The organism is Pseudomonas sp. PB103, assembly GCF_009764635.1.
GTDB lineage: Bacteria > Pseudomonadota > Gammaproteobacteria > Pseudomonadales > Pseudomonadaceae > Aquipseudomonas.
On record NZ_RWIL01000102.1, the window covers coordinates 37,092 to 60,235 of the forward strand.

At 57.9% G+C, this 23,144-nt stretch carries 25 protein-coding genes and 1 tRNA gene; 3 read left to right on the plus strand and 23 right to left on the minus strand.

Features of this window, described 5'->3' with window-relative positions; translation table 11 throughout:
* Positions 1 to 190: 190 nt before the first annotated feature.
* Both EJA70_RS18635 and EJA70_RS18640 read left to right on the plus strand, forming a co-directional pair.
* Positions 191 to 664, plus strand: coding sequence for a hypothetical protein (locus tag EJA70_RS18635; RefSeq protein ID WP_256677702.1), 474 nt, complete (start codon positions 191 to 193; stop codon positions 662 to 664).
* A complete protein-coding gene (locus EJA70_RS18640; RefSeq protein WP_256677703.1) occupies positions 661 to 996 on the plus strand; it encodes a hypothetical protein in 336 nt (111 codons plus the stop codon). The genes EJA70_RS18635 and EJA70_RS18640 overlap by 4 nt, the downstream gene beginning before the upstream one ends.
* A 51-nt stretch (positions 997 to 1,047) precedes the next feature.
* On the opposite strand, the gene EJA70_RS18645 is transcribed toward EJA70_RS18640, so the two are convergent.
* Positions 1,048 to 1,524 carry a hypothetical protein gene (locus EJA70_RS18645; RefSeq protein ID WP_158832613.1) on the minus strand — a complete coding sequence of 159 codons (477 nt, stop codon included), beginning with the start codon at positions 1,522 to 1,524 and terminating at the stop codon, positions 1,048 to 1,050.
* A 168-nt stretch (positions 1,525 to 1,692) separates the two neighbouring features.
* Positions 1,693 to 1,788: transfer RNA gene (locus EJA70_RS18650), tRNA-Val, on the minus strand.
* Positions 1,789 to 1,987: 199 nt separating this feature from the next.
* On the opposite strand from EJA70_RS18650, the gene EJA70_RS18655 reads away from it, so the two are divergent.
* Positions 1,988 to 2,317, plus strand: coding sequence for a hypothetical protein (locus tag EJA70_RS18655; RefSeq protein ID WP_158832614.1), 330 nt, complete (start codon positions 1,988 to 1,990; stop codon positions 2,315 to 2,317).
* A gap of 13 nt (positions 2,318 to 2,330) precedes the next feature.
* Here EJA70_RS18655 and EJA70_RS18660 read toward each other — a convergent pair whose 3' ends face one another.
* From EJA70_RS18660 to EJA70_RS18760, 21 genes are all read right to left on the minus strand, one after another.
* A complete protein-coding gene (locus EJA70_RS18660; RefSeq protein ID WP_158832616.1) occupies positions 2,331 to 2,756 on the minus strand; it encodes a cell wall hydrolase in 426 nt (141 codons plus the stop codon).
* A gap of 75 nt (positions 2,757 to 2,831) precedes the next feature.
* Positions 2,832 to 3,251 carry a hypothetical protein gene (locus tag EJA70_RS18665; RefSeq protein ID WP_158832618.1) on the minus strand — a complete coding sequence of 140 codons (420 nt, stop codon included), beginning with the start codon at positions 3,249 to 3,251 and terminating at the stop codon, positions 2,832 to 2,834.
* A gap of 2 nt (positions 3,252 to 3,253) precedes the next feature.
* Positions 3,254 to 4,483, minus strand: a complete 1,230-nt coding sequence (locus EJA70_RS31145; RefSeq protein WP_256677704.1) for a hypothetical protein — start codon at positions 4,481 to 4,483, stop codon at positions 3,254 to 3,256.
* A gap of 25 nt (positions 4,484 to 4,508) precedes the next feature.
* A complete protein-coding gene (locus EJA70_RS18675) occupies positions 4,509 to 5,171 on the minus strand; it encodes a hypothetical protein (protein WP_158832620.1) in 663 nt (220 codons plus the stop codon).
* A gap of 346 nt (positions 5,172 to 5,517) precedes the next feature.
* Entirely contained in the window at positions 5,518 to 8,580 is a 3,063-nt protein-coding gene (locus EJA70_RS18680) for a DUF1983 domain-containing protein (RefSeq protein ID WP_158832622.1), read from the minus strand.
* On the minus strand, positions 8,577 to 8,975 hold the full coding sequence (locus EJA70_RS18685) for a hypothetical protein (protein ID WP_158832624.1): 399 nt from the start codon (positions 8,973 to 8,975) through the stop codon (positions 8,577 to 8,579). Before EJA70_RS18685 ends, EJA70_RS18680 begins: the two co-directional genes overlap by 4 nt.
* A gap of 2 nt (positions 8,976 to 8,977) precedes the next feature.
* A complete protein-coding gene (locus EJA70_RS18690) occupies positions 8,978 to 9,580 on the minus strand; it encodes a hypothetical protein (protein ID WP_158832626.1) in 603 nt (200 codons plus the stop codon).
* Positions 9,580 to 10,164 (minus strand): hypothetical protein, encoded by a 585-nt coding sequence (locus tag EJA70_RS18695; RefSeq protein WP_158832628.1) that lies wholly within the window; start codon positions 10,162 to 10,164, stop codon positions 9,580 to 9,582. The genes EJA70_RS18690 and EJA70_RS18695 overlap by 1 nt, the downstream gene beginning before the upstream one ends.
* Positions 10,165 to 10,182: 18 nt before the next feature.
* The gene (locus EJA70_RS18700) at positions 10,183 to 14,121 is read right to left on the minus strand and encodes a phage tail tape measure protein (protein ID WP_158832630.1); all 3,939 of its coding nucleotides are present in this window, start codon (positions 14,119 to 14,121) and stop codon (positions 10,183 to 10,185) included.
* A gap of 85 nt (positions 14,122 to 14,206) precedes the next feature.
* The gene (locus EJA70_RS18705) at positions 14,207 to 14,683 is read right to left on the minus strand and encodes a hypothetical protein (protein ID WP_158832632.1); all 477 of its coding nucleotides are present in this window, start codon (positions 14,681 to 14,683) and stop codon (positions 14,207 to 14,209) included.
* 354 nt (positions 14,684 to 15,037) lie between these two features.
* A complete protein-coding gene (locus EJA70_RS18710; RefSeq protein WP_158832634.1) occupies positions 15,038 to 15,553 on the minus strand; it encodes a hypothetical protein in 516 nt (171 codons plus the stop codon).
* Between the two features lie 48 nt (positions 15,554 to 15,601).
* Positions 15,602 to 16,531, minus strand: coding sequence for a phage tail tube protein (locus EJA70_RS18715; RefSeq protein WP_158832636.1), 930 nt, complete (start codon positions 16,529 to 16,531; stop codon positions 15,602 to 15,604).
* A 105-nt stretch (positions 16,532 to 16,636) separates the two neighbouring features.
* On the minus strand, positions 16,637 to 17,035 hold the full coding sequence (locus tag EJA70_RS18720; RefSeq protein ID WP_158832638.1) for a phage tail terminator-like protein: 399 nt from the start codon (positions 17,033 to 17,035) through the stop codon (positions 16,637 to 16,639).
* Entirely contained in the window at positions 17,032 to 17,421 is a 390-nt protein-coding gene (locus EJA70_RS18725) for an HK97 gp10 family phage protein (protein ID WP_158832639.1), read from the minus strand. The genes EJA70_RS18720 and EJA70_RS18725 overlap by 4 nt, the downstream gene beginning before the upstream one ends.
* 1 nt (position 17,422) lies before the next feature.
* Positions 17,423 to 17,803 (minus strand): glutamate 5-kinase, encoded by a 381-nt coding sequence (locus tag EJA70_RS18730; protein ID WP_158832642.1) that lies wholly within the window; start codon positions 17,801 to 17,803, stop codon positions 17,423 to 17,425.
* A 3-nt stretch (positions 17,804 to 17,806) separates the two neighbouring features.
* Positions 17,807 to 18,196, minus strand: coding sequence for a protein singed (locus EJA70_RS18735; protein ID WP_158832644.1), 390 nt, complete (start codon positions 18,194 to 18,196; stop codon positions 17,807 to 17,809).
* 40 nt (positions 18,197 to 18,236) lie between these two features.
* Positions 18,237 to 18,782: a hypothetical protein gene (locus EJA70_RS18740; protein WP_158832646.1), complete on the minus strand. Its 546-nt coding sequence runs from the start codon at positions 18,780 to 18,782 to the stop codon at positions 18,237 to 18,239.
* A 47-nt stretch (positions 18,783 to 18,829) separates the two neighbouring features.
* Positions 18,830 to 19,846 carry a coat protein gene (locus EJA70_RS18745; protein WP_158832648.1) on the minus strand — a complete coding sequence of 339 codons (1,017 nt, stop codon included), beginning with the start codon at positions 19,844 to 19,846 and terminating at the stop codon, positions 18,830 to 18,832.
* A 14-nt stretch (positions 19,847 to 19,860) separates the two neighbouring features.
* On the minus strand, positions 19,861 to 20,556 hold the full coding sequence (locus EJA70_RS18750; RefSeq protein WP_158832650.1) for a hypothetical protein: 696 nt from the start codon (positions 20,554 to 20,556) through the stop codon (positions 19,861 to 19,863).
* Positions 20,557 to 20,638: 82 nt separating this feature from the next.
* On the minus strand, positions 20,639 to 21,682 hold the full coding sequence (locus EJA70_RS18755) for a phage minor head protein (RefSeq protein WP_158832652.1): 1,044 nt from the start codon (positions 21,680 to 21,682) through the stop codon (positions 20,639 to 20,641).
* Entirely contained in the window at positions 21,675 to 23,144 is a 1,470-nt protein-coding gene (locus tag EJA70_RS18760; RefSeq protein ID WP_158832654.1) for a DUF4055 domain-containing protein, read from the minus strand. The genes EJA70_RS18755 and EJA70_RS18760 overlap by 8 nt, the downstream gene beginning before the upstream one ends.

The following is a 23,144-nucleotide window of genomic DNA, read 5'->3' on the forward strand; positions in this document are numbered from 1 at the left end:
GACGTGTAACAACTTATTTTTGATAACCGGTCGGTTAATAATCATCGTAAGTCATTCAATATCCACACTTTTAAAAAGGACGCTGGCGACAAACGGTCAAAAATCAACCGATCTGACAGTGTGAGAGTTGTTGACCACCGCTTCCGCGCAGGAGGATTATTCGCGCGCAAATTTACACGGACGTTAAACATTGAAAACTTCTTCGCCTATGGACAGGACGCCCTCGCCCTTCATTCGTCGTGGAGGCCTGCGCAATCCACGCAAGCCGCGCCAGAACCCCACAAGCGTTGATGGCCGCGAAAAAATGAAACGCCAAACCCTGCTCATCAGCTTCTTGTGTTGCATCAGCCTCTTCGCCAACGCGACCGATGTCCCTATCAAGGAAGGCATGTCGTTTATAGGTGCGAGAAAAGCGCTGCTGCAAAGTGGCTGGCAACCTAACAAAACCTATTCCGGCGAATACGGTGTCGAAAACATCCTCATGAGAAAAGGCTTTGTTGAAGTTGAATCCTGCTCCATGGGCGTTCAGTACTGCATCTTCAACTACACCAAAAACAACACCTGCCTGGGGGTAGGCACCGTCGGGGAAGAGACCAAGGACATGAGAATTTATTCGTGGAACTTTGAATGCCCTGACGTAGAACAGGAAAACCTTGAAAAGTGAGATGCCTCCCCGGCGCTTGCATCCTGCTTTGTTTCTCCAGCGCGCTTGCCTGCGCAACCGACATCCCGATTAAAAAAGGCATGCCGTTTCTATCCGCGCGAAAAGCATTGATCAAACACGGCTGGCAGCCAAGCGCGCCAAAAGCGATGCAGCCCGTTGGCACTGCCGTAGAACTGGAAAGAATCGGCATTGTAGAAATCGAGCGATGCACCCAAGGCGTGCAATATTGCGAATTCCATTACCAAAAAAACAGCGAATGCCTGGGCATCACGACGACAGGCGAAGAGGTTGAGGACCTGGTCGTTGATGCCTGGGACTTCAAGTGTCCGTAGCCCGCCCTGCACACCCGCGCTCAGGGGACACAGGATGTATAGCGAGCACTTTTACAGTGTGGCTTGCCCATCTTTTGAGGCGATATCGATCACTTGCTCCGGGGACAGCACCTGCGAATAACTGACATCTTCGAAGTATTCCTCTGGCCAGAAAATCAAATCCGATATCCGCTCATTCGGAATGTTGATTTCCAGCATGCTCAGCCAGAACTCAACGTCATGATCGGCGCCATCGCCCTCCATGACCCTGCGAGCCAGTTCGATCAACTCTTGCCTGGTGATGTCTGCCACGCGCTGCTCGTAAGGCGTGGCCAGGATCTTGCGAACCCACGTATCGTGATCTTGACCACCATAAATGCCCTGGAAGTCGATGAACTCAAGTTCGGTCATGGCCTCACGATTGAATTGCGCCAACTGACTCAGCGTCTGCTCGGGGTGCCCGCAATCAATCTCTTGTGCCAGCTTGGTCAGTCGGGCAACCCGGGATTCATCCAGCACAGGCGGCATTAACTCGCTGCGAAGTTCCATTTCATCTCTCCATTCACTTGCTGTGCCTTGACGCTCTGCAGAGTTGAAAATGCTCTAACAGAAACATCAGGTGGGATGTTTTGCAAAAGTTTTGCAAATCGCAGACAACAAAAAAGGGCCCACCTTTCGGTGAGCCCTTCTAGACCGCCCAGCAGAGCGGATTTTGTTTGGTAGGCGCGATTGGACTCGAACCAACGACCCCCACCATGTCAAGGTGACCTCAGGACTCACGTAACCTCATGATACCAAAGGAAAAACCTACCTACAAAGCATGCTGAAATATCGCGATTACACCCTATAAGAATCAACAACTTACAGCTGTATTTTCCTACAGTGGTCTATTCTCCTCCGGCATCCTGCCGACCGAACACCAATCCAAAACCATACAGCTCGTCGCCTCACCCTCGCTCAGCGGACGCGCCTCGATTACTGTATATCCAAACAGTATCAGCAAGGCGCGCACTTGGATCCCCTCTATATAGAAGACACCGACGATTGGCTCGGCTGCCCAACCCCACTCGAAACCTGCCGGCATCAGCTCCGGATGTACGAGAACGAATTCGAAGCGCTCACCATTAACCTGGAGCGAGCGCTGCAAAATATTCAGGGTTTGGTTCGAGATAATGATGCGCTCACGCAGGAGAGGGATTCTCTCAGAGCAAAGCTTCAGAGCGCCGAGTCGGACTTACTGAGCGAAAAGCGCAGATTTGCAGACGTTGCTCACCAGAGAGACTATCTGCACCAGGAAAATCAGCGCCTGCTCAGGGATCGCCGTAATGACGAGGAAGAGTGAGGCGAATGCAGGCTCAGGGCACGTCCTTGAAAAAGATGTGTCCGCCCAGCCTCAGCGTCTGCTTTGCCTTCGCTGCCCACGCGGGCGGCGCCTTCATGCTGAGCGCGTAGTAGTGCGTCGCGCCGCCAGTTGGATCAGGCACCTTGCCATCAATCACCTGGTCGGCAGCGATACGCGCCTGCGCCAGCTCACGGAAAGGGATCTGCTTCACGCCGATCAGGAACTGATAGTTCGGATCGGTCTTGTTCCAGCAGCTGAACTGCCATGGCTTTTGGCAGACGCCTGCATAGCCCTCTCCCCACCACGAATTCGTCTTACCGTCGAATACCCGGTTACGGATCGTCCAGGCCACGGCCACCTGCCCGGCCGTTGATTCGCCACGGGCTTCACCCCACAGCGTGCGCGCGAGGACGTCTCGGTCTTTTTCAGTTGCAGCCATCACTTTTTCTCCAGGCAAAAAAATACCCGCTCAGTGGCGGGTGCGATCGTGGTTCTTGCGGTGCTTCAGTCCGGCTTACGCCCGGGCGACAGTCGTCTCGTCGTTGTAAGGTTCTGGCTGCTCCGGCCATGTTGGCGCTGTTGGCCAGATAGGCTGGCCGGTGACGCGACCGAGGAAAACGCGGTACTTCTTCCACTCGGCCAGCATCACAGCCCGTAGCGGCTTTTCCTCCACCTCTTCGGGTAGAGCGTAATCGCCAGCAATGGCATCGTTGATTGCGTCGATTCGACCTTGCAGCGCGGTGACCTGCGCTGTTGCCTGGCGTGTGCGGGCGTTCAAGTCAGCCGTCGTCTCCCGCAGCAGATCTTGCGCAGCGATGGCGTCGATCAATGACTGGGGGATTTCCTCGACAAGGCTTTCACCCTGAGCCAACTCCGCCTCGGTGAAGTCGGAGCCCACAGCGCGCCAGCCGTAATCGGTAATTGCGTAAGGCATGTTTACCTCTCAAATCGATAGCCGGACACGCGCACCCGGAACAGGCCGCTGCCCGGGGTCGCATCGAGCGCGTAAGTGAATCGTTGGCTTGCATCCAGCACCAAATCCGCCGAGCCGCTCGAACCCACGGTAATCGCCAGTAAGTAGTTGGTCGCATTGGGTGTGAAATTGACCTCAGAGTTGGCGATAAACGCGTTGCCGACGTTGGTGGTCAACAGGTAGTTCGCCTTCGCTTCTTTAGACGTAACCGGCACGATCGAGCTGCAATCGACAGAGGTGAACGCGGTAGCCGCCCCCGCAACCACGAGGAAAGGCGCAAGGTTCAACGATTCCAAATAGAAAATCGTGTTGTTCTGCAAATGCGTGATCTTGTGCAGTTGCCCCGAAGCGTTGGTGGCTATCGATCCAAGGTATCGCCTCGAACTATCACCAGTTTTCGCCCGAGCCCTGCCGAAGTAAGGCACGGCCGGCGCAGCAATGACAGCCTCGATCGCAGCCGTTCCGGCGTTGTCATACAGGTAGATGTGATACCAGGTGCTTGCAACGAGAGTCAGCCCCGACAGTGTAAGAGTCGTCGAAACCTGCACCACCTTTCCAGCACCAACGCCTGCACCAGGCACATACGCCGCCCCGATCCCGACAGATAGAGAACTTGCGTTGTTCCAGGTCAGAATGAGTCCATCAATGAAGCCGGCCGAAACCCCGCCCTGTACGCTCGACAACGGCTTGGTAAGGCCGGTGAGTTCGGTGATATCTGAATTCGTCCCACGCTTCGCCGCCAGCAAGGTCGTGCGCGCAGCCGAATCACTGGGAGCAATGATCAGCCCTTTGGCGAAGTCAGAAAGGCCGAGAGCCGTCAGGGCATCGCCTGATGTTGTGCTGCCCGTACCACCTTTGCTGATCGGCAAAATTTCATAGTTGCCGGTCGTGCCGAGCGCCGCCAGCTTTTGGCCCCACTGATTGACCAAAGAGCGCAGCGCATCGGCCGAGTCCTTGACATAGCCCTGCATCGGCGCCACCGCGTAACTGCCGGCACCGTTTGTGGCGCCCTGATAGTTCGGTAAGATCGACATGGCCGTGTCGCTGGCAATGTTCGTCACCTCGTACCAACCACCATCAGGACCACGGAATGCGTCGCCGACCCGGCTGTTGGCAATGAACGCCGTGCCGATACCGATGACCGCGTTGGAATTTTGGACGACAGAAACCGTCCCGGATTTGTACCAGGGCATTAAGGATCTCCAGAAGGTTCAAGGTTCAGGCCAGCAATTTGGCGCAGAGGAAAGGCCGGTGACCCTGGTCAGTCCAAGCCGTAAAGGCCAGGCTGTACATCATGATGCGGCCGCCGGCGTAATCGACCCCAAGAGCGCAACCGCCCCCTGTACCATCGTTATGGCAATTCATCGCAAAAGGGTTCAGTGATATGTATTCGCCGACACCAAGCGTCTTATTTATCCCCCAGATGTAACGGCGTCCAACGGTAAGCTGCTCCATGCCGAGATACGCCCAGTTTCCCGCGGCGAAAGTCACCACAACCGCTGGCGCGCCACTGTCGTAAACGAGAGCCCCACCACCATCCCAAAGACGCATCCCGTAAGTTGCGGTACCCATCGAAGCCCAGGCGGCCACGAAATACAGCCCGCTCAGGGTGGCATCTACTACGGACGCGCGCATGGAAAACCCAGTCCAGTTACCCGGACCACCTGTAAACCAGACCGAAATAGGCACCTGAATAACGCCTGTCTGGTTAGGCCGGATGAAAACCATTGGTGGATCGGCACTTGTAACAGCGCGGGAAAACGTCCCTGAGGCAACACTGCTCCCGGAATAGGAGCCTTTTGTCAGAACACATAGTCTCGGGGCGTCCGCATCGATCTGGACAAATGCATTGTCGTTGATGCTCTGAAAGCCGTAGCTCATGTTGAGTACCTGATTGCATATCCCTTCGCTACGACCCTGGTGCCGGTTGTCGATCCAGTCGCGGACGGATTTCTAAACCGCACGACAACCTGCCCCAGCGCCGTGGTTACGTACGGGTAAGATTTGGAGTTCCCGAGCCCATCTGTTTCGGATGACTGCACGTCTTGCGCTCTCGTCGGAATGATCATGAACACGCAGTTCGCAGGGTTGAAGCCCGGGATGTTCAGTGTGTAGCTGGGTGTGGCTCCACTGAAGTCGATCACGCCCTGCCAAAGCACCTGGTAGGTAAAGCTGTTGGTGTCCATGGAAAGGTTGCCGTTCTCATCCCAGACTCTCGCTCCATAAGTCATGCGTCGAGATCTCCCAGTTGCACACGCTTGACCCCGTTTTGGTCGAACACCTTGATGGCGCGGTTGGTCATTGTTAGGCGACCACCACCAGGCGCGGGGCCGTTGAATTCAAGATTGCCGAGTTTGTCCAGGCGCCACCCCATCACGCCCGAGACGTAGTTGTCGGACTGGATAAACGCGCCAATTTTTGCGTTGACGATCGAGCCATCCTTAACCAGAAGGGTATTGATGAATACCTGCCCACCTTCCACTGCAAATGGAATGGCGATGGCGCCTCCAGCAATCGTGTTAACAACGGCAAACCGATCCGCACTGACAAGGAATTGACTTTGCAATCCGGAACCGGTGTTCTCGATCCCGAGGCCGATGCCGGCAGCGACGTACTGCCCGTTTGCCGTGACCTGCATCTTCACCGACCACATTGTGGTCAGCTTGCCGTTGGTGTCTGCAAACGCTGTCGAAGTCTGCTGGATCGCCGCCGAGTTATTGCCAACGGAAACATTCAGTTGTTCGACCTTCGTCGCCGTCGCGGCATTGTTGGTAACGACTACTTGAGTCAGATCGGTAACATTGGCGGCTACTTGCGTGATGCCATCGGTGTTGGAGGTTATCTTCGCGTCGTAGGTTTTCAGCTCTTTGGCTGTTGCCTCGCGCTCCGAAGCGCTCACCTTAGACTCGGTCGCAATGCTTGAAGTACTGTTCCAGCCTTGCAGCGCATCAACGAGATCACCCTCCCCGCCGTCGTCACGGGAGGAAGCGCGCAGAGCTTCGAACGCCGTCGCTGTCGCAGTTACTTCGCCATCCAGCTCGGTAATGGCTGTGGTGTTGGTGGCAACCTGCTGAGCCAGGCCATTTGCGGATTCGATGGACTGCCCGACGTCAATCCAATACGCAAGATTGGGAGGAGGCGTATCGACCGGAACCTCAAGCTTGGCCTGATAGATGCGGCCACCTTCAACCACCATCTGGTCCTTCGGATAGACCTGATCGTGCTTGTAGGCAGTAAGGCCATCCAGTTGATCGATTTGATCCTGAAGACCAGGGATCTTATCGATCTCGTCCAGAATGTCCTGTCCGAGTTCGGTACGACCAACTTTGCCAGCCATCGCCGCGAGATAGGCAGACACGTCGTTTGAGGTCTGGGCCGGCACATAGAGGAACGAGCTCTTCCCGTAAGCGTTCGATGACCTGATGAAGTAGTAATAATTCGTCCAGAACCCCAGGCCTGTGTGGGTAAAGGTCAGGCCTTGCCCCAAATATTCCGCATCCGCAGAAGTGGCCGTCGGCGATGTGCTGAAGAAGTACTCGTAGGTCCCACCGTTGAGACCGTTTTGCGAGTTGCTCGGGATCAATACGATGTTGTCGATCGAGGACTGCACCACGCAGCTTTCTGGAATGGGCGGGCCGTTGATGCTGACGGTGATCGTCGCCTCGCCGGAGCGCGCCATTGGACCCACTGCCGCCACACTCATCGTGTAGTTGCCGGATGGCAGACCGTTTATAGCGATCTCTGTCGACGTTGCCGGCACGTTGTGTGACTGAATGGCGGTAGAGCCCTGGCGAACAATGACGATGTATTCCTTCACGATGCCCGTAGGAGGCAACCAAGACAGAACGCCTTGCGTAACCTCGGCGGTGGTGTCCTGCGTCCACGTCAGCGAGCTCGGCGTGCCGAGTCCACCAGCCGGGAGATTGATGAAGCCAATCGGGTTGTACGGCTGGCCCACGGCATCATCGAAGATTGCCGCTTCGTACTGCTTCACCTGCACGGTGCAGCCTTCGCTATCGCCCATGGACCAATCAGAGACGATGAACTCACCCAAGATGTTCAGCGATGGCAGATTCACCCGCACGACGCGCCCAGGGCGGCAGTTGTAACCAGCAAAGTTCATTGGAATGCTGATCGCTCCGCCAGCGCGTCTACGGCGCAACTCCATGTTAGCCAAGCGCTGGGCCTGGTACGGATCGGTGACGTAGGAATAGGTCAGCGTCTCTGCTGCCTCACCGCCGTCCTCGACAATCCACTGCGCGACACTGACCTCGGGGTAGTCGGTTTCTGTCCACGACTGCAAAGGATCAATGAACGTGCCACGGACGGTGTTGATTGCCGAGTCGTTGGTGGGCTCAGTGCTGCCGATGACCGTGCCGATCACCATGTCCTCGGTGATCTCGAAGTCATAAGGGCCGTAGTACGCGCCGGCCTGAAGCATCCAGCGCCCACCTACACGAATCAGATGTCCGCCGCAGGCCGCTTCCAGCTTCTGCAGAACGCCTGTGCGCTGCTCGTCCGCACCAATCACGCAACCAGATCGATAGCGCTGACTGGTAGAGCCGTCAGCATTGGTCAGGGCCTCGTCGCACACGTTGGCCGCACTGGCGAACGTTTCGAAGACGATTTCGTCGTCAGGAACACCGCAGCGTGCGCGCAAGAACCAGAGCAGGTGCAGAGCGGTATTTCCGCTGTAAACGGCGGTGCCGGTGCGCGGGTCGTAGATGTCGTTTCGACCGCGCACCACAAAACGGGTGTCCGGTATGCCCGACGGAAACTTTTCGGCACTGTACTGCAGCGAAACCCGAACAAAGGAAAGCCCGCGACCGATCTGGCTATCTTTCCAGTCCGGGCAGTTGGCCTTCAGGAAAGCGTTCACCTGAGTGGGATTGACCACCAGTTCATACGTCGCCTGCGCGCCGTAGCTACCGATCTCCTCTTCGCCAAGATAGATGTTTTCCAGCGCGGCAATTGGCCCCTCGGACAACACATACACCAAGTGCAGCCATTCGCCCTCTCCCTGCGCGCCTGCCTGTTCCTGCGCCCAGACCAGCACCCCACCGGTGGATACGCGGCCAAGAATGAAGCGAACCGGCGCCTTTGAAGACCGCACGGTCTGCGCCGAAGGTTCGTTGTCACGCAATGGTGACTTGGTGTTGAGTTTCTCCTGCTGCTCCGATGCATAAAAGGCCAGCGCGGCACCGGCGACCGCGCCCCACGGGCCGCCCTGGGCAAAACCAACAACAGCACCAACTACTACCGAGGCAAGTTTTCTGACGCCGCCACTCATTCAACCCTCCAAGCGGCCAGTGGCGCGCATTCGACACGGGCAGCGCCGCTGTCGGTTGTTGCCCAATAATCGCCAGCCCAAAAGATGGCCATGCTTCGCCCGCCAGGCGCGTCGTACAGCACCACGTCGCCGCGCTGAATGAATGTCAGTGGAACCCTTGAAAAGTGGGCATCCCACGCAGCCTCAAGGCTTCCGTGCTGTTTTTTCAGCTGCCGCTTGGCGCCGGCCTCGGTTTTGTATTTACCGCGATAGTTCTCGGCCGGATCGACACCACACACCGCCTCTGTGCAGTCAGCAGCAAACAGGCAGCAGTCAAATTCTCCCCATGAAAAAGGCCGCTCTTGGGCGGCCTTGATCACGTCGTTTAGACGGGTTGTCCAGTCTCTGTAGCGCATGGCTAACTTCCATAAGTGAATGTCGGCGCGTCCTTCGTCGAGCCCCAGTAAATGGGCCACTCAGACATCTGGGCGATCGCGTAGAAAAACCGGTCGCCGCCATGACGCGCGCGATGGTTTTCGTCAGTGAAGCGTTCGGTGCCGGTGCGACTCCATTCCGCCATACGGTCAACGACAGGGACGGTGATGCTGTTCCCGTCCTCCCCATTGCCAGCGAATGAAAACTTGGCGGCATCCATGCGGCCGGAAAACAGAATGTCAGCCGCGTAGTTGCCGGCCTCGTCGAACACGATGAACAAAACTTTCGCCAGCCGACCGCGACAGCCACGCACGTTGGTCTCGGACAGGATGTAGGCATCCAAGCCGCTGAGAGTCAGTTCGACCGACATGGGGGAGCCGGAGTTATCGCTTTCCTGTGATTGGCTCACCTGGCCAAAGTTACCCACGCCCAGGTACGTGATGCCATCGACGACCAGATCACCGGTGCCGGTATGCGCGAAGACCATGCCGTCGACGAAGTCGAGCTGAACGGCGTAGACCGGCATGAATCGGCCCGTGGCGATGATGTTCACGACGCTCTGGCTGAACGGAAATGCTGAGGGCATCAGAACGCCTCCCTGAATTGGTAACTACCGTTCGCGATCACCGGTTTAATGGACATCGCCCACGTATCAGTGGTCATGCGCATTTCCGAGTAGGGGTTGAGGTACTCAACAGCGGTGCCCGCCGTGAGCGTCTTGCGGATACGCTTGTTGAGCGACACCGTCACCCTGCCCTGTGCGTTCGCCGATGCGGGATCAGTGACCTCGAACATTTCACCGGCGATGGTGATGTAGTCACCGGCGCTGAAAGCAGCGGCGTTCGCTGCTGCGCCACCAATGACCATCGACCGCGATTGTGCGTTGCCGGTGACCACGGAAAGCGCTCCAATATTGTTGGTACGCCGGCGGGTGAATGCCGGAAGGTTGAATGTGCCCATCATGCCGTCAAGCTTCCCGAGGAATGAGGACAGCTGTCGCTCCTGCTCTCTGGTCAGCAAAGCGAAGGTCAAGGTGCACTGCCAATAGGCGCCCGGGTAGCCGACGATCTGCTGGGCGTTCGAGAGCGTCGAAGTGAATGCCCTGCTGTTGTTAACGATGCCCCACGTCATTTCAGACGGGCGCAGCGAAGCCGGCCACGTTAGAGCCATGTGATACTCCTTAAAGGCTTAGCGCCGCGCTATCAGCTGGCGGATGGTTCCGTTCATTTTCAGGTCGCGCACGACCATCTCGTAGCCACCCTTTGCTCCCTGCATCGCAGCCTCCTTGACCATGTTGATCGTTGCTTCGTCGGGGGAACCTTGAAAGCTAAAGTTTTGCTCAATGACAACGCCGGAGGCTAATGTGGAGGATCCTGATGCTGCGCCGGAATCCTTGGAGCTCGATGCCATCCCTACAAATCCGCCGTCTGCGTAGCCTTTGCTTGATGCGTTCATGCGCTCAAGGAATTCACGGGTGCCAGGCTGCGAAACCACTTCCTTGCGGACCACGAACTCGCCACCATGAACTACTCCTTTAGGCTCGTACCTTCCGCCATCTCCAGTGTATCCACCGTCGGAGAAGCCGAACTTCGAGGTATACCCCGCCGCCGATGCGCCGAGGCTCGATGAAGTTGCAGCAGATGAACCAGCGGCGAAGCCGCTACTCGCTGCCGACGAAGCGCCAGCCCCGGCGAAACCGCTAAACAGCGTACTGAAGATGCCCACCGCCGCCTGGCGCACCTGGATGCGGATCAGATCAGCAATGATGCCGTCAGCCAGATCCTTGAACGACAGCTTCCCGGTTTTCACGAAATTTACGATCGAGTCCTCCATGTTGCTGAAGGCATTGGTGAATAGCGATTTACTTTGTCCGGCCACGTCAGCAGCTTGCTCGGCATAGTTCTGGAACGCCGACCTTGCACCGTTCGACCAGTCCGCCTGAGCCTCATCCACTTTGGCCCAGCCATTCACCATGATTGCGACCTGCTGGGGGAATAGCTCCTCTGTGATATTGATCTGGTCCTGCAGATCCTTGCGCTGCTGGTCAGTTGAAGCCCTGGCAAGCTTGGTGCGCAGATCGAGGATTCGGTCATTGTGCTCGCTCTCCAGCTTCAGTCGTTCCGAGTCTCTTTGTGCCTCCTCGGAACCCTGCCCGATAGCAGCGGCTGCCTGGTTGGCAGCTTCCTGTTGAGTTTGGAGCTGCTTCTGAATCTGCAATCGATACTGTTCGGCCTGACTCAGCTCGCCACTTTTTTCAATAACTGCGGCGTAATCCTTTGATGCCTGGCCCAGGGCAACACCATACTGCTCCTGCGTGATCTTCCCCTTCGAAAGAGCAAGCTGCAGCTTCTCCTGTGCCTCGGTCAGGTCTCGAACAGCCTGCGCTGCCGGATCTGCCTTTTTGTAGAGAGCATCGAAGGCGCTCATTGCGGCGTTCAGCTCACCTTTTTCGCTCGGACCCTTGGGGGTTTTTGTTGGCTTATTTGGTGTGGTGCCAGCAATAACTTGTGCTGCGGCCTCGTCTGCCAACTGCTGAGGAGTTTTCCGCGGGGTGGCCGGTGCGGCTGGAGCGGTACCGCCATTTGTCAGCAGCCCGTAACCACTGAGCCCTTGCTTTTGCTGATCAATCAGCAGCAGATTGCGACCCGCAGCCAGGTTTACCGACTTGTCGATTATCCGTTGCATTGCGCTGACTTGACGGGTCGCGCTCTCTTCAGCCGCTTTTGCCGTATCGTCTAGAGCCTTCTTCTGTGCGGAAGCCGCGTCCTCAACGGCCTGCATCGCGGTGTAGCTCGCCACCAGAAGAGCCTTAAGGCGCTCCTGTTCGACCTTGTTGTTCTCCCTGACCGCGTCCTGGTACTTGTTGAGCAGGTCGGTCTGCGCTGCGATGGCTTTGGCTTGTGCTTGCTGCGCGGGGTTGGCCCCCATCTTTATGGCGGTGTATGCCGCCTCAGCCGCTGCGTTTGCGCCAACCAAGTCGCGGGTTTTGGTCAGTTGGGCGATGTACTTGTCCCACGTTTGGGCGCTGGCGCCATTGGCCTTACTGGTCGCGTCTTGCGATGCCGCCAGCTTGCCATTATTAGCTGAAACGTCCTGAGTGAGTTTGTTGACAGATTGCAGGCGCTCGGCATAGCCAGCCGCCGATTGAATATTGGTGTCATAGCCGGCCGCAATCCCTTCCAGAGAGGACTTGAATCCGCCCGACAGGCCTTGCGTCGATTGCAGCCAAACAGTGACATCGTCCAGGGTTTTCTGTCCGGACTTCACCTGAGCAATCATGCTCGACAGAGTTTCGAGGTCAGACGCTCGCGCCGAACCAACGGAGGTGATTGAGTTCTCAGCGATATTCGCGTACTTGCTGGCAGCGGCCGAAGCCTCATCCAATGCAGCCTGCTGTGCCTCTGCCCACTTCGAGGCCTGGTTGCGCTGCTGCGCGGCGGTCAGGCTGTCGAACTTCTTGACCGTTTCGTCAATCGTAAGATTTTGATCAATCAGCGACTGCGTGCCAGTGTCCGCGGAGTTGCTGAAATAGATGTAGGCAGCGGCAGCGGCGGACAAGCCGATTGTTACCAGCCCGAGAGGGCCGCCAATGGCCGCCATGGTTGCGCCGCGAACTGCCGCGCCCCGCGATTCTGCGGCATTGAGTGCGTTCTGTGCGGCAGCTTGCGCGCCCAGGATTGCCGCGCCTTCAGTCCGCGCTGCATTGAGCGCAACGGTTTGCTGACCGACGACTGCACCGGTCGCCAGCTCAGCTTGTCGTGCAGCAGCAAGGCGGGCCTCGGCGGCTGTGAGCTGCGAGGTAATTGCCGCCTCTGCAGTACGGATTTCGGCAAGCCTGGTGTGCGAAGCCGCTAGGCCCGTGTTGTTGATCTGCGCCTTCTGGCGCTGAATTTCAAGGTTTCGGTCTGCAACAAGCTGAGCAGATACAGCCTTCAGCTGCTTAAGGCTGGCCAGCTCTGTTTGGGCTGTCGCCATTGCTTCACTACGGGCGTATATGGCCCGAGCCAGGCTAGCCTCAGTTGAAGCCACGACCACGCTTTGTATGGCTACAGCCTCGGCAGCGGCGGCAACTTCGGCTTGGCGGGACGCGATGATCTGCTGATTGGCTGCGACGGTATCGGCGAGACGAGCCTTGGCCGCCATCGCTAGAGAGGTGACGAGGCCGATCCCTACCTTTGTAGCGTAGGCACCAGTAATCGCCATAAGCGCATCGGCGTTGGTAACAACCGCTTTCAGGCCGTCACCGCCGACTGCCACAACGTTACCCAGGCCGGTAGCAATTGTCTGAATACCGTTGATAACCTCAGGCTTTGCCAACGAGTTTGCCAGTTCATCGACGGAGCTGATCAGCGGGTTAATGTCGATCTGACCGACAGCAGCAAGGAAGTTGTTTTTCAGCGCCGTCGATGCCTGCTCGAACTTGCGCGGCATTCGATCAAGCTCTGAGTTCAGAGTTGTCAGTGACTTGAGTAGCGCGTTGGTGACTACTTCGGCAGTGATTTTGCCGTCAGCAGCCATCTGACGAATCTGGCCGTTGGTAACGCCCAGATATTCGGCCAGCGCGCGTGTGATGCGAGGCCCCTGCTCCATAACTGAGTTCAATTCCTCGCCGCGAAGCGTGCCAGAGGCCAGGCCTTGGGACAGCTGAATCGCAGCGTTGGATGCCTCCTGCATGGTTGCGCCGGAGATTACGAAGGCTTTGTTGATGGCGTCTGTCACACCAAGCAATTGCTCGGTGGTATAGCCGGCGCCACGGGTGGCATTCGCCAGCCGGGTATACAGCGAGACGGTAGACTCGAGCGAACTGCCGGTGTTGTTCGCCATCGTCAGCAGCTTTTGGAATGAATCGCTCGCTACCGAAGTCGAAGAACTGACGAGCGCCAGAGAGCCCTGCATGGACTTGAAGGCGTCGGTCAGTCGGATGATCTCGCTGACCACTCGACCGGCACCGAGGGCCGCGAACGCCACGCCAGCCGCCCGAGCCGCCGAGCCAGCTCCAGACATGGAGTTGGCAGCTTGATCACCAACCACAACAAGGTTGTTCAGGGTAATACGAAGCTGTTCACCATTCCGCTGAGCCTGCCGCGAATCGATGATGATATCCAGGCGGCTGGACTGCTGGGTCATGGCTTTTCTCCGGGCGTAAAAAAACCCGCTCATGGCGGGCATTAACTCAACATGGGGGAGTGAGCGCGTCACTCACTATGAGAATTTAGTGTACCGAGTACATTGAATCCAAAGCCCTCGGCTTCTTCACGCGAGCGAACAACTCGTCAAGCTTACTCGCGTCAAAAGCATTTTTTCCAACAGTAACGGCATAAAGGAATATGTCGGGCAGAGCGCCTTCAATGTAGGTGCAAGAAGCCATCTCTCGCACCTTCCCAGACCCTCCATTTGCTGTGTAATCGATATCTACAAAAACATACTCAGGAAGTTTAGTGCTATTCACCAACTGGTCAGTATGCCTAGTAACGACTTCTGGAGTATTTCCACCATATTTCTTGGATATCGCCGCGTAGGTCTCCGAGAGCTTCATTTCGGACCTGCTCACCTTTAGTCCGTTTATTACCATTGATGAGGGGTCTACCAGCGAATCCTTGGCGATATCGGTGCATATCGACTCTATTTTAGATTCACCTGTGCAGCCCGAGACGAGGGCTGTAGTGGCTAGAACGATAAATAACCGCACGATATCCTCACTTTGGAATAACTGTTGATGACGGCAATCTACCATCATTCTCAGTAAGCCCCAAAACTCCGCATGTGCCCTTCCAAGGGCTACCCTACCCATTCTCCCTCGGCTTGTTGCTCTCCGCCCACCTGCCGCGAAAATCATCGTCAAGGGCGAATATCACAGCATCAAACTCTTCGCGGGAATATCGCTCACCGTAGGCTGCCAGGTAATCACTCAGATCCCGAACAGAGAGAGGTGCCGGTACACCGTTCATACCAACGTACTGCCGTCCCCGACTGATGACGTAGTAGGCGCCCAGCATATCGGTGGTTGCACCGTCCAGCTCTGGCGGCTCAGGGACAGCAACCCTCAGTTTTTCGCGGACTTCTCTTTTACGTTCGTTTTCCGGGCCCGCCCACTCGGCTGCCCAGCGGTAGGCGGCAAGGGCTTTTCCACTGTTTCGGCCACCTGTTCTTTGTGACGCAGGGCAATGTCGTTGGCAGCGTTCAGGGTGAGGAAGTAAACCTCCGGCATCTGCTCCATCAGAACTACCCCGCGAGCAGGGGTATATGGCGCCGGGGTTTTTGGATCTTCCGCCTCTGCAACACCTTCCCAGTCGAGGATCAGGTGCTTGCATGCCAACTCAACGAAAAGAATGTCTGGGTCTGGAATTTCTACCGAGGAATTCTTGAGGATATCGAACTCTTCAGTGCCCACGCCCATCTGGCGCGAAGCGAGTTCAAGGTGACGCTGAATTTGGCGGAAGTCACTGGTGTAACCAGGGCGAGCTGACGATCCGATCTGCAGGCGAAGGCCTGGAGCTGGCTCAATCCAGCGCGTCGACACCACATCAAGCGGGTCTTTTCTTTTCAAAATAAAGGTCATTCGGTGCCCCTATGCCGAGACCTTTGCAGGTCCCGGCACGATGAATGGTTAAGGCGTGACAGCCGGTACGCGAGTGATCGTTGGCGGGATGCGACGGGCTGAAACGGCCAGCTCCACCTCGATGATGTCGGTCGCACCGCCGTCCGGCCAACTGCCGACCGCTTCCATTTCTGGCAGCGTCACCGTGTAGGCGCCATCCGCGTTTTCCAGCGTGAAGCTCATGGCTACCGATTCGCCGGTGCGCTGCTTGCGATACAGGGCGTATGACGCGGCAGACCAAGCCACAGTGACACTGCCGGACGCACTAAAGGTTGTAGGGATGATGTTGCCGGCGAAGGCGTCACCCGACCCCAAGCAGCGCTGGGTCTGGACTGCGTTGTCGAAGGTCAGCGACATAGCGCTGATGCAAGTTCCGTTTTCGGCCGAAGCGGCCACGCCGTCCAGGGTCAGGGCGGTGAAGTTTTTGAAGTTGAATCGCGGACCATCTGGCTCGGGGGTTGGAGTGGCGAAGAAGTTCGTACCATCGGCCTTGTCTGCCCAGTCGATCGCCGAGAACGTGGTGTCAATGGTGACATCGTTGTCGGTGCCGAACGTGAAGGCCATCGAGGCGACTTGCGCACCACGAGCTACCGAGGCAATCGTCACATCGCTTGCGTAGGAGGCGATCGAGTAGCTGATGCGCTGATTGCCCATGGTCAAGGAGTCAGCCGTCCAGCGCGAGCCGAAGCACGATTCTAGGAAGTCGTCGACTGCGCCGCCGTAGCGCCACTTCATACCGATCGCGCCGGCGACATCAACCGTGGTCGGTGTGGTGCCCTGACTCATTCGAGTCGAGCCAATTTCATTATTTTCTGCGGTGTTCTGGGTTGGGCCGATACCGAAAGAGGTGCGAATCAGCTCTTTCCAGCCAGTCGCGGGCGTCACGCCCTGGGTTACTTCTTCAACATAGGCCGTGGCGACCTTTGCTCCTGACGACATGGGTATGTCTCCTTTCTGCGGGCGTAAAAAAACCCGCTCATGGCGGGGTTGGCTGGATAGATCGGCTTGCTGGTTTTGGAGCGCAGGCCACCCAATCGGCAGCGATCAGCTCGCTCGATAGGGAACTTGGATGTTTACCTGATACCAGCCAAGACCATCATCGCCCACGGTGTTGGTCGATACAGCGAAACAATCGAAACCGTCTTGGCTGAAGAATTGGAAGTGCTGGACCAGAGTGTCAGCCGCTTTGGTGATTGCGAGCGTACCAGTGTAAGTCTTGACGAATAGCTGAATGATGATGATGCCGGTTCTGCGAACACATGGCGTCAGGCCGATCTCAGGCGCGCTGGACAGACCAGGCACATCGGCCAGCCTAGCCCATATCGCCTTACCGGCAGGGTCAAACGGCTTTGGCGGGTTTGGATAATCAACGTTGGCCGCCGGGATGCCAGTCCATTGCGTCATACGCGTGATGACGATGTTTCGGATCTGCTCGAAGGTCATCTGCTATACGCCTGTGAGACGCCGTTGAAGGACGTTCCGTAGATTCCCGCCGGCGCCTGCTTCGAGTAGCCATCTTCGAGTTTCGCGGCATACGGCAAATTATTTTGGATGAAGACTTGCGTGTACGGCTCAAGCCCGGTCATCGCAGCAAGCCCGCGGGTGATCGTCCCACCACCAGAGGGATCGAGGCTTTCTGTAGCTGCATAGACCGGCGCCCCCACCGTCACAATGTTGTTTCCTCGGAATCGACCGGTGTCCACCGGTGACCGCAAGACAATCTCGTTTAGCATGGCCATTGCGATGACGCGCACTCGCTTCGATAAATCCTGCTCGACCACGCCAGCGAACAAACTCGGCGGCGTGCTCCACCCTCTGCTCTTGGCCATTTCACTTCCTCATCTGGATCTCGTAATGAGCAACGGCAGGATCCACGCCCGGGTTCACGATGGTGTAAACCGCAGGCTCGCCCGTTAGCAAATCGGTGGTCGCGACCTTATGGCCGATGGCAGGCTTGTCGGTGGTTTCGTTCGCGAGACAGATCAGCATCACGTCACCGACCTTGATGTTCACGTTGTCGATGCGCCGGCTGTCGTAATTGTCCAGAACGCCGCGCCCGGTGTAGGTCACAGGCTGGGCGGTCGTCTCTTCGGTCACCGGGTCATATACGCCGGGTTCCAAGTACTCGCCGGTGAACGGCTGAACCGCATCGGCCAGGTCAGTATCGAAGGCCTCGGCCAAGTCAGTTTGGATCTCGTCACGTAATCCCATGGCTCACCTGTACACGTCGAAGCTGTACGCGCTTCTGATCCATGAGCTGAGGAGTGCCAGCGCGAACTGAACATCACCCGGCTGCGCGATGAGTTTGCTGGTGTCGATAGAGGCGAACGTCTTGCTGGTGCTCACCGATCCGGCTTTCACGGTCTTGGACTCCAGCGACCCTTCGGTCTTCTGCTGGTAGAGCTTTCCATCCGCTGCCGTCTTGGCGAGCTCCGCGCCGGCCTGCTTCACCTCAACAGGAATGGCGTCTATGTCGACACCAACTAAGTTGAGTGAAGTCATGTACGCGTTGGCCTGCATGACCGCGCGCGCCTTCTTGTCATCGGCAGCCCATGTCGGCCCGAGGATGGCGTCAACGTCCGCCACGGTGATGTAGGTAGCCATCAGGCCTCCGCTTGAATGAGTGGGGCCGAAGCCCCGGGTGTTACTGGCTGGCCTTCAGCAGCGCGAGCAGCTCAGGCTTCGAGTCGTTGACCTTGTAGGCCACGCCCTTGGCGTCGAGCTGTTCCTTGATCTGCACGACGGTCAGCTCGTCGAGAGGGTCGGTCGCAGCGGCCAAGCGATCTTTCTCTGCCTTCGCCAGCAAGTCGTCGACCTGCTTCTGCAGCTCTTCGGACTTACTCACGGCCGCATCGCGATCGCTTGCCAAGCGCTGCATGCCCGACTGGATGCCGGTCAGGGCTTGATACAGGCGCATCGCTGGGCCTTCGCCTTCAACAGGGTTCAGCACGCCTGCTTCAAGGCCAGCAGCCAGCGCATTTACAGCGTCGAGCTGAATGGCTTCCTGCGTTGCTTGCGAGCCGCTCCCAGCGTTACGTCCGGCCCCGCTTTCATTGCGGGTGCGCGCATGTTCAACACCGCCGGTTTCGCCAACAGTTTCCGGCCCTACGGTGATGTTCCCTTCAGTACCGCCGAAACCCCAGCGCGCCTTCAGCTCGGGGTCGATGTGATGGTCTTTTACGACTGGCATGATTTTCTCCTTCAAATTCGCCAGCCCCCGAAGGGGCTAGCCATCGGTCAAGCGGATACGGTGGAAGTGATGAACGCCAGCGGCACCTGCTTACGAGCGAACTTGCGCTCCCAGTTGGTGGCCAGTGCCAGGTCAGCCCAGTTCGCCGAGATCGGCCGGGTGGTGGTCGGCGTGCCTGTGATGGTGGCACTCAAGAACGAGTAACCGAGCGGATGCACCACGAAGTCACGGCGGCTCCACAGCGTTTCAGCGCCACCACCGTTACCGCGATCCGGCGTGCGGTCGTACTCGAGACCGTCTTCACCCGGCGGGGTGTCTTCAGCGAAGCCCAGCGCACCCGGCCCGAAGATCACGGACAGGTACTTATTCGGCGTGCCAGCAATGACCGGCATGCCGTCATCCACCACAACACGCATGCCCTGGAAGCGACCAAACTCTGGAGTCTGGTCAGCGATCGGAGTGAAGTCGATCAGGTTGAGGATCTGCAGCTCGGTCTGCACCGCGGAGTGCATGGCGATGACGCTCAGGCCGCCCAGTTGGCCGGAGTAATCGCCCATGGTCGCCTTGGCGCGAATGATTGCAGCCGCACTGATGACGCCGCCGGCGTCCACAACCATGTCGCCGCCGTTGCTGGCCACGTTGTCGTTGTAGATGCCCACAACCGTGGCGATAGCGCGGCGCTGGGCCTGCTTGCGCCAGTAGCTCAGCATGCGGCCGGCCACGAACTCGAGAGGATCCTGATTGGTGATGTTCTTCACCAAGTTCATGCAGTTGAAACCTTCGTTGAGATACGCGGCGCGCGCCTGCATGGAGGCACTGGTCACCGACAGCGGTACCGCGATGTCGGTGTACACGTCGTTCGAGTAGTTCGGCTCGATGGACGCATCCAGGTCAACCCACCACGGAATGGTGAAGGTGTTGGACGGGCTTGCCAGCAGCGTGGACATATCCGAGTTGCTGGTCAGGATGCCGGATTCGAAGAACGCGGTGCGCTCCACGCTGTTGACAGTGATGTAGTCGCGCAGCTCATCGCGAAACACGACGTCCGAGAGAATGGTTGGCATTGCTGAATTTCCTTTTACTTGGCCTCAGCAGCGGCTTTCATGCGCGCGTGCTCGGCGGGGTTGGTTCGGCGAAGCTCTACGCGCTCCATACCGGTCATTTGTTCCCACGTTTTGGTGGCCCCGCCACCCTTACCCCCGGCAGCCCCGCCGCCGTTCGCTTGCGTGCCGCGCACCAGTGATGCGTAGCGCGGCGCTTGCTGGAATTCTTTTGCCAGGTCATCAAGTGTTGCGATGGTCAGGTTGCCGGAGGCGTCCGTGACCTTGACCTGGCCTTCAACGATCTTCAGGCGGCGCTGGACAAACTCGGCGAGGATCTCCGCGTTTTCTCCGTCGGCGATGCCGGTCGCGATCTTGCTGGCTGCCGAGGTTAGGTCTCGACGCTCGATGCTCTGGGTCAGCTCAGCCAATCGGGTGCGCTCGGCGGCCAGGGCTTGCTCGCTACTGGCATACAGCTGCTCGAAATCGCCTTTCGCTTTGGCTGCATCGAGCTTTTCCCGATCGAGTTTCTCGTCCGCCTCACGCTTCAGGCGCTTAGCCTCCTTGGCTTCGTCGAGCAGGATTTGGTTCTGGCGCTTCAGGCCTTCAAGGTCGCCACCACCAGTGGGCAGCCCTTCAACAGCCAGCACGTAGTCTTCGCCCTGAGCTTTGTAGAAAGCTTGCAGGGAAGGTTCGAGCGCGTCGTATGCAGCCTTGTCGATCAGATATTTCATTTCATCCCCCGGATGATTTGCCGTTGGCTCAGCCGCAGGCGTAAAAAAACCGGCTCAAGGCCGGTCGGTTGATGGTTCGTTGTCAGAGCCCTGCTCGCTCGAAGGCCATGGGCTCTTTTGCCCTCAGCTGATCGAGCGTCAGCGTTTTGCCGCTTGAGTCCACGAACTTCTCCATGCTTAGGTCGCCCTTGCTGAAGAGCTCGTACCGACTCGGCCCAAGCACGTCGCGCTGGAAGGCCGCGGGCTGGCGGGAAAGCCAGTCCTGATAGGTCGTCTTGCTTGACACTTGCGCTACGCCATCAGGCCCTACTGATGGCCGGGTTGAGCCGGGAATCTCCCGCGCATACTCATCCTTCAACACCGGAATTTCCGAGGTTCGGCAGTTCCAGTGGAATGGCGGCGAAGGCGCATCGAGCGGAACGATCTGGTTGTCGATGGACCGACAGAACGGCGATGTCCTGCCGTCCAGTGTGGCAATACGGCGCTTACCCTTGAGGATGTCGTCATTGGCCTTAAGCGTCTGCATGCGCGCCGAACTGGCGACGTGGTTAGTCATGGTCCTAACGAGGGACGTAGCCTGATCCCGATGCAGCTGGTGAACGCTTGTGAGGCGCCGACCGATCTGGTGGCTGGTCTCGCCCAAGCTGGAACCGATCTGAATCTCACCGATTATCTCGGCTGCCTTCTTGGTCCCGAACTGGTCAAGGGCGCCGGCGATGCTGATGCGCTGCACACCCTTGCGGGCTTCGAGCTGCAGAGGATCGGCGAGTGCCGCGGCTGCGACCATTTCCGCCGACGGCACGCTAAGTTGTACGGCTGCTCTGACGACCTTGCCCAGCATCGTGGCGTTGAAACCAGCCTCGTAGACCGCGAACTCTCCGAGGTCCAGCTGCGCCCTACCCTTCAGGTCGTCGTAGATGCCCCGCAAATCGCCTTGGAGCGTTTCTATCTGCGAGGTGTACCGACGCGTGCCGTAGGCGCTGAGGCCTGCCGTCACGCGCGCCTTCGCCGTATTGATGGCCTTGCTGATGAATGACGCCACCCGCTTTAGGTTTCCGCCGGCGTAGCGCTGGACGTACACCTGGTGCCGAGTGGTGGCATCTGTCAGATAGCCCTCACTACTCATCATTCACCTCGTCAGGTTTCTTGTCGGGCGGCACGACCGGATCGTCATCACTACCCACCACCGGAGCTTCGTCCTCGCGATCGGCGTCGATATCGTCGTCTGAGCGATCAGACTCAAGCACGCCCGCCTGGCGCAAGTTGGTGCGCAAGTCCTTCTTGGCGATGATGCCCTGTTGCCAGAGCTGCATCTGAGCCAGGATCGATTGAGCATCCATGACCTGATCGAAGAACTCCTGGTTGAGCCAGAAGACAGTGCCGGCTTCGTCGACCGCGTCCATCATGAAGCGCTGGGCATCGAACAGGGACAGCCGCACAGCCTCGGAGACGTTGCCGGCGATCGTTCCCAGCACCGAGTTATCAGAGCTGTATCGGATACGAACAGCTTCCGCTGTCTCGGCGCCGCCGCCCTGCTGGACGATGCGAGCGCCGATCATGAGCATCTGCTCTTCCTTGTCCTTCATCAGCTCGCGGGCGAGTTGAGTTTCCTTGGCCTGCAGCATCACCGCAGAGCCTTGCTTGCCGAGGTTGTGACCGCGCCGCGAACCAATGTGCATCCCATTCGGGTTCAGCTTGATGAACTCATCAGGCTGGATATCCGTGGTGATGAACAGTGTCGGCTGCGAACTGATAAAGCCCGCCTCTTCCACCGTGGCGCTGTTGCCGTAGTGAAGGATGTTCACCTCGGCCAAGTCTTCCAGCGGCGCTTTGTCGATGCTGGCGTCGTTGTTCTGTGAGCCGAAGAAGTGGAACGGGATGTGATCGAATGACTTGCCCGCCTTGTCGGTCGGGTTCGTTTCAGTGCCGTCCGGCGTGTCTTCGGTGTACACGCGCTGCACGTACTTGCCATCGAGCAGCATCAGCGCGCGGTATTGATCCTTCGCCGTAAACTCAAAGCCGTCTGCCGTGGCTTCGTTGATCTTTTCGTGGAGCACCACCAGCGTCAGCCGACGCACGCCGTCGATCACATCTTCCCGCCAATTGACGATGCTCTCGGCTGGGTAGAAGTGAACGTAGGCGCGTGCATTCGCGGCTTGAGCGACAGTCAAAGACGTCTGGCCCTCGGGGAGCTCTACCTTCGGGAAGTCCACCAGCAGTCCGCCACGGCCAGTGTCGAGGCATTCGCCAGTTGCTTCCTTGCACAGTTGCTCAAGGCTTGATCCGTCGCCGCTGATGTTCTCCAGCAGGTATTCAACGGCTGATGGCAGCTTGATCTCTGCCGTCTTGCGGAACACCGCGCCCAGAAGACCTGTACGCGTGCGGCCTGTGACGTTGAGGAACATCGCCCGCTTCTTGAGCTGCTCATACCGCGCGATGTTCTCGGGCGACTGATTGAGCGGGTCAGGCATTGGCAAGTATTCGTTGTACTTACGAACCTCTCGCGGCCCGGCTACGCAACGCTTGACCAGCTGCCAACCGGGCAAGGCATCGTCGTACTCCTGCCGTTTGGCGCTGTAGTTGGGCAT

Coding starts and splice junctions, on each gene's coding strand:
- EJA70_RS18645 (WP_158832613.1), bottom strand. CDS start 1,524: ATGGAACTTCGCAGCGAGTTAATGCCGCCTGTGCTGGATGAATCCCGG.
- EJA70_RS18660 (WP_158832616.1), bottom strand. CDS start 2,756: ATGGCTGCAACTGAAAAAGACCGAGACGTCCTCGCGCGCACGCTGTGG.
- EJA70_RS18665 (WP_158832618.1), bottom strand. CDS start 3,251: ATGCCTTACGCAATTACCGATTACGGCTGGCGCGCTGTGGGCTCCGAC.
- EJA70_RS31145 (WP_256677704.1), bottom strand. CDS start 4,483: ATGCCCTGGTACAAATCCGGGACGGTTTCTGTCGTCCAAAATTCCAAC.
- EJA70_RS18675 (WP_158832620.1), bottom strand. CDS start 5,171: ATGAGCTACGGCTTTCAGAGCATCAACGACAATGCATTTGTCCAGATC.
- EJA70_RS18680 (WP_158832622.1), bottom strand. CDS start 8,580: ATGAGTGGCGGCGTCAGAAAACTTGCCTCGGTAGTAGTTGGTGCTGTT.
- EJA70_RS18685 (WP_158832624.1), bottom strand. CDS start 8,975: ATGCGCTACAGAGACTGGACAACCCGTCTAAACGACGTGATCAAGGCC.
- EJA70_RS18690 (WP_158832626.1), bottom strand. CDS start 9,580: ATGCCCTCAGCATTTCCGTTCAGCCAGAGCGTCGTGAACATCATCGCC.
- EJA70_RS18695 (WP_158832628.1), bottom strand. CDS start 10,164: ATGGCTCTAACGTGGCCGGCTTCGCTGCGCCCGTCTGAAATGACGTGG.
- EJA70_RS18700 (WP_158832630.1), bottom strand. CDS start 14,121: ATGACCCAGCAGTCCAGCCGCCTGGATATCATCATCGATTCGCGGCAG.
- EJA70_RS18710 (WP_158832634.1), bottom strand. CDS start 15,553: ATGACCTTTATTTTGAAAAGAAAAGACCCGCTTGATGTGGTGTCGACG.
- EJA70_RS18715 (WP_158832636.1), bottom strand. CDS start 16,531: ATGTCGTCAGGAGCAAAGGTCGCCACGGCCTATGTTGAAGAAGTAACC.
- EJA70_RS18720 (WP_158832638.1), bottom strand. CDS start 17,035: ATGACCTTCGAGCAGATCCGAAACATCGTCATCACGCGTATGACGCAA.
- EJA70_RS18725 (WP_158832639.1), bottom strand. CDS start 17,421: ATGGCCAAGAGCAGAGGGTGGAGCACGCCGCCGAGTTTGTTCGCTGGC.
- EJA70_RS18730 (WP_158832642.1), bottom strand. CDS start 17,803: ATGGGATTACGTGACGAGATCCAAACTGACTTGGCCGAGGCCTTCGAT.
- EJA70_RS18735 (WP_158832644.1), bottom strand. CDS start 18,196: ATGGCTACCTACATCACCGTGGCGGACGTTGACGCCATCCTCGGGCCG.
- EJA70_RS18740 (WP_158832646.1), bottom strand. CDS start 18,782: ATGCCAGTCGTAAAAGACCATCACATCGACCCCGAGCTGAAGGCGCGC.
- EJA70_RS18745 (WP_158832648.1), bottom strand. CDS start 19,846: ATGCCAACCATTCTCTCGGACGTCGTGTTTCGCGATGAGCTGCGCGAC.
- EJA70_RS18750 (WP_158832650.1), bottom strand. CDS start 20,556: ATGAAATATCTGATCGACAAGGCTGCATACGACGCGCTCGAACCTTCC.
- EJA70_RS18755 (WP_158832652.1), bottom strand. CDS start 21,682: ATGAGTAGTGAGGGCTATCTGACAGATGCCACCACTCGGCACCAGGTG.
- EJA70_RS18760 (WP_158832654.1), bottom strand. CDS start 23,144: ATGCCCAACTACAGCGCCAAACGGCAGGAGTACGACGATGCCTTGCCC.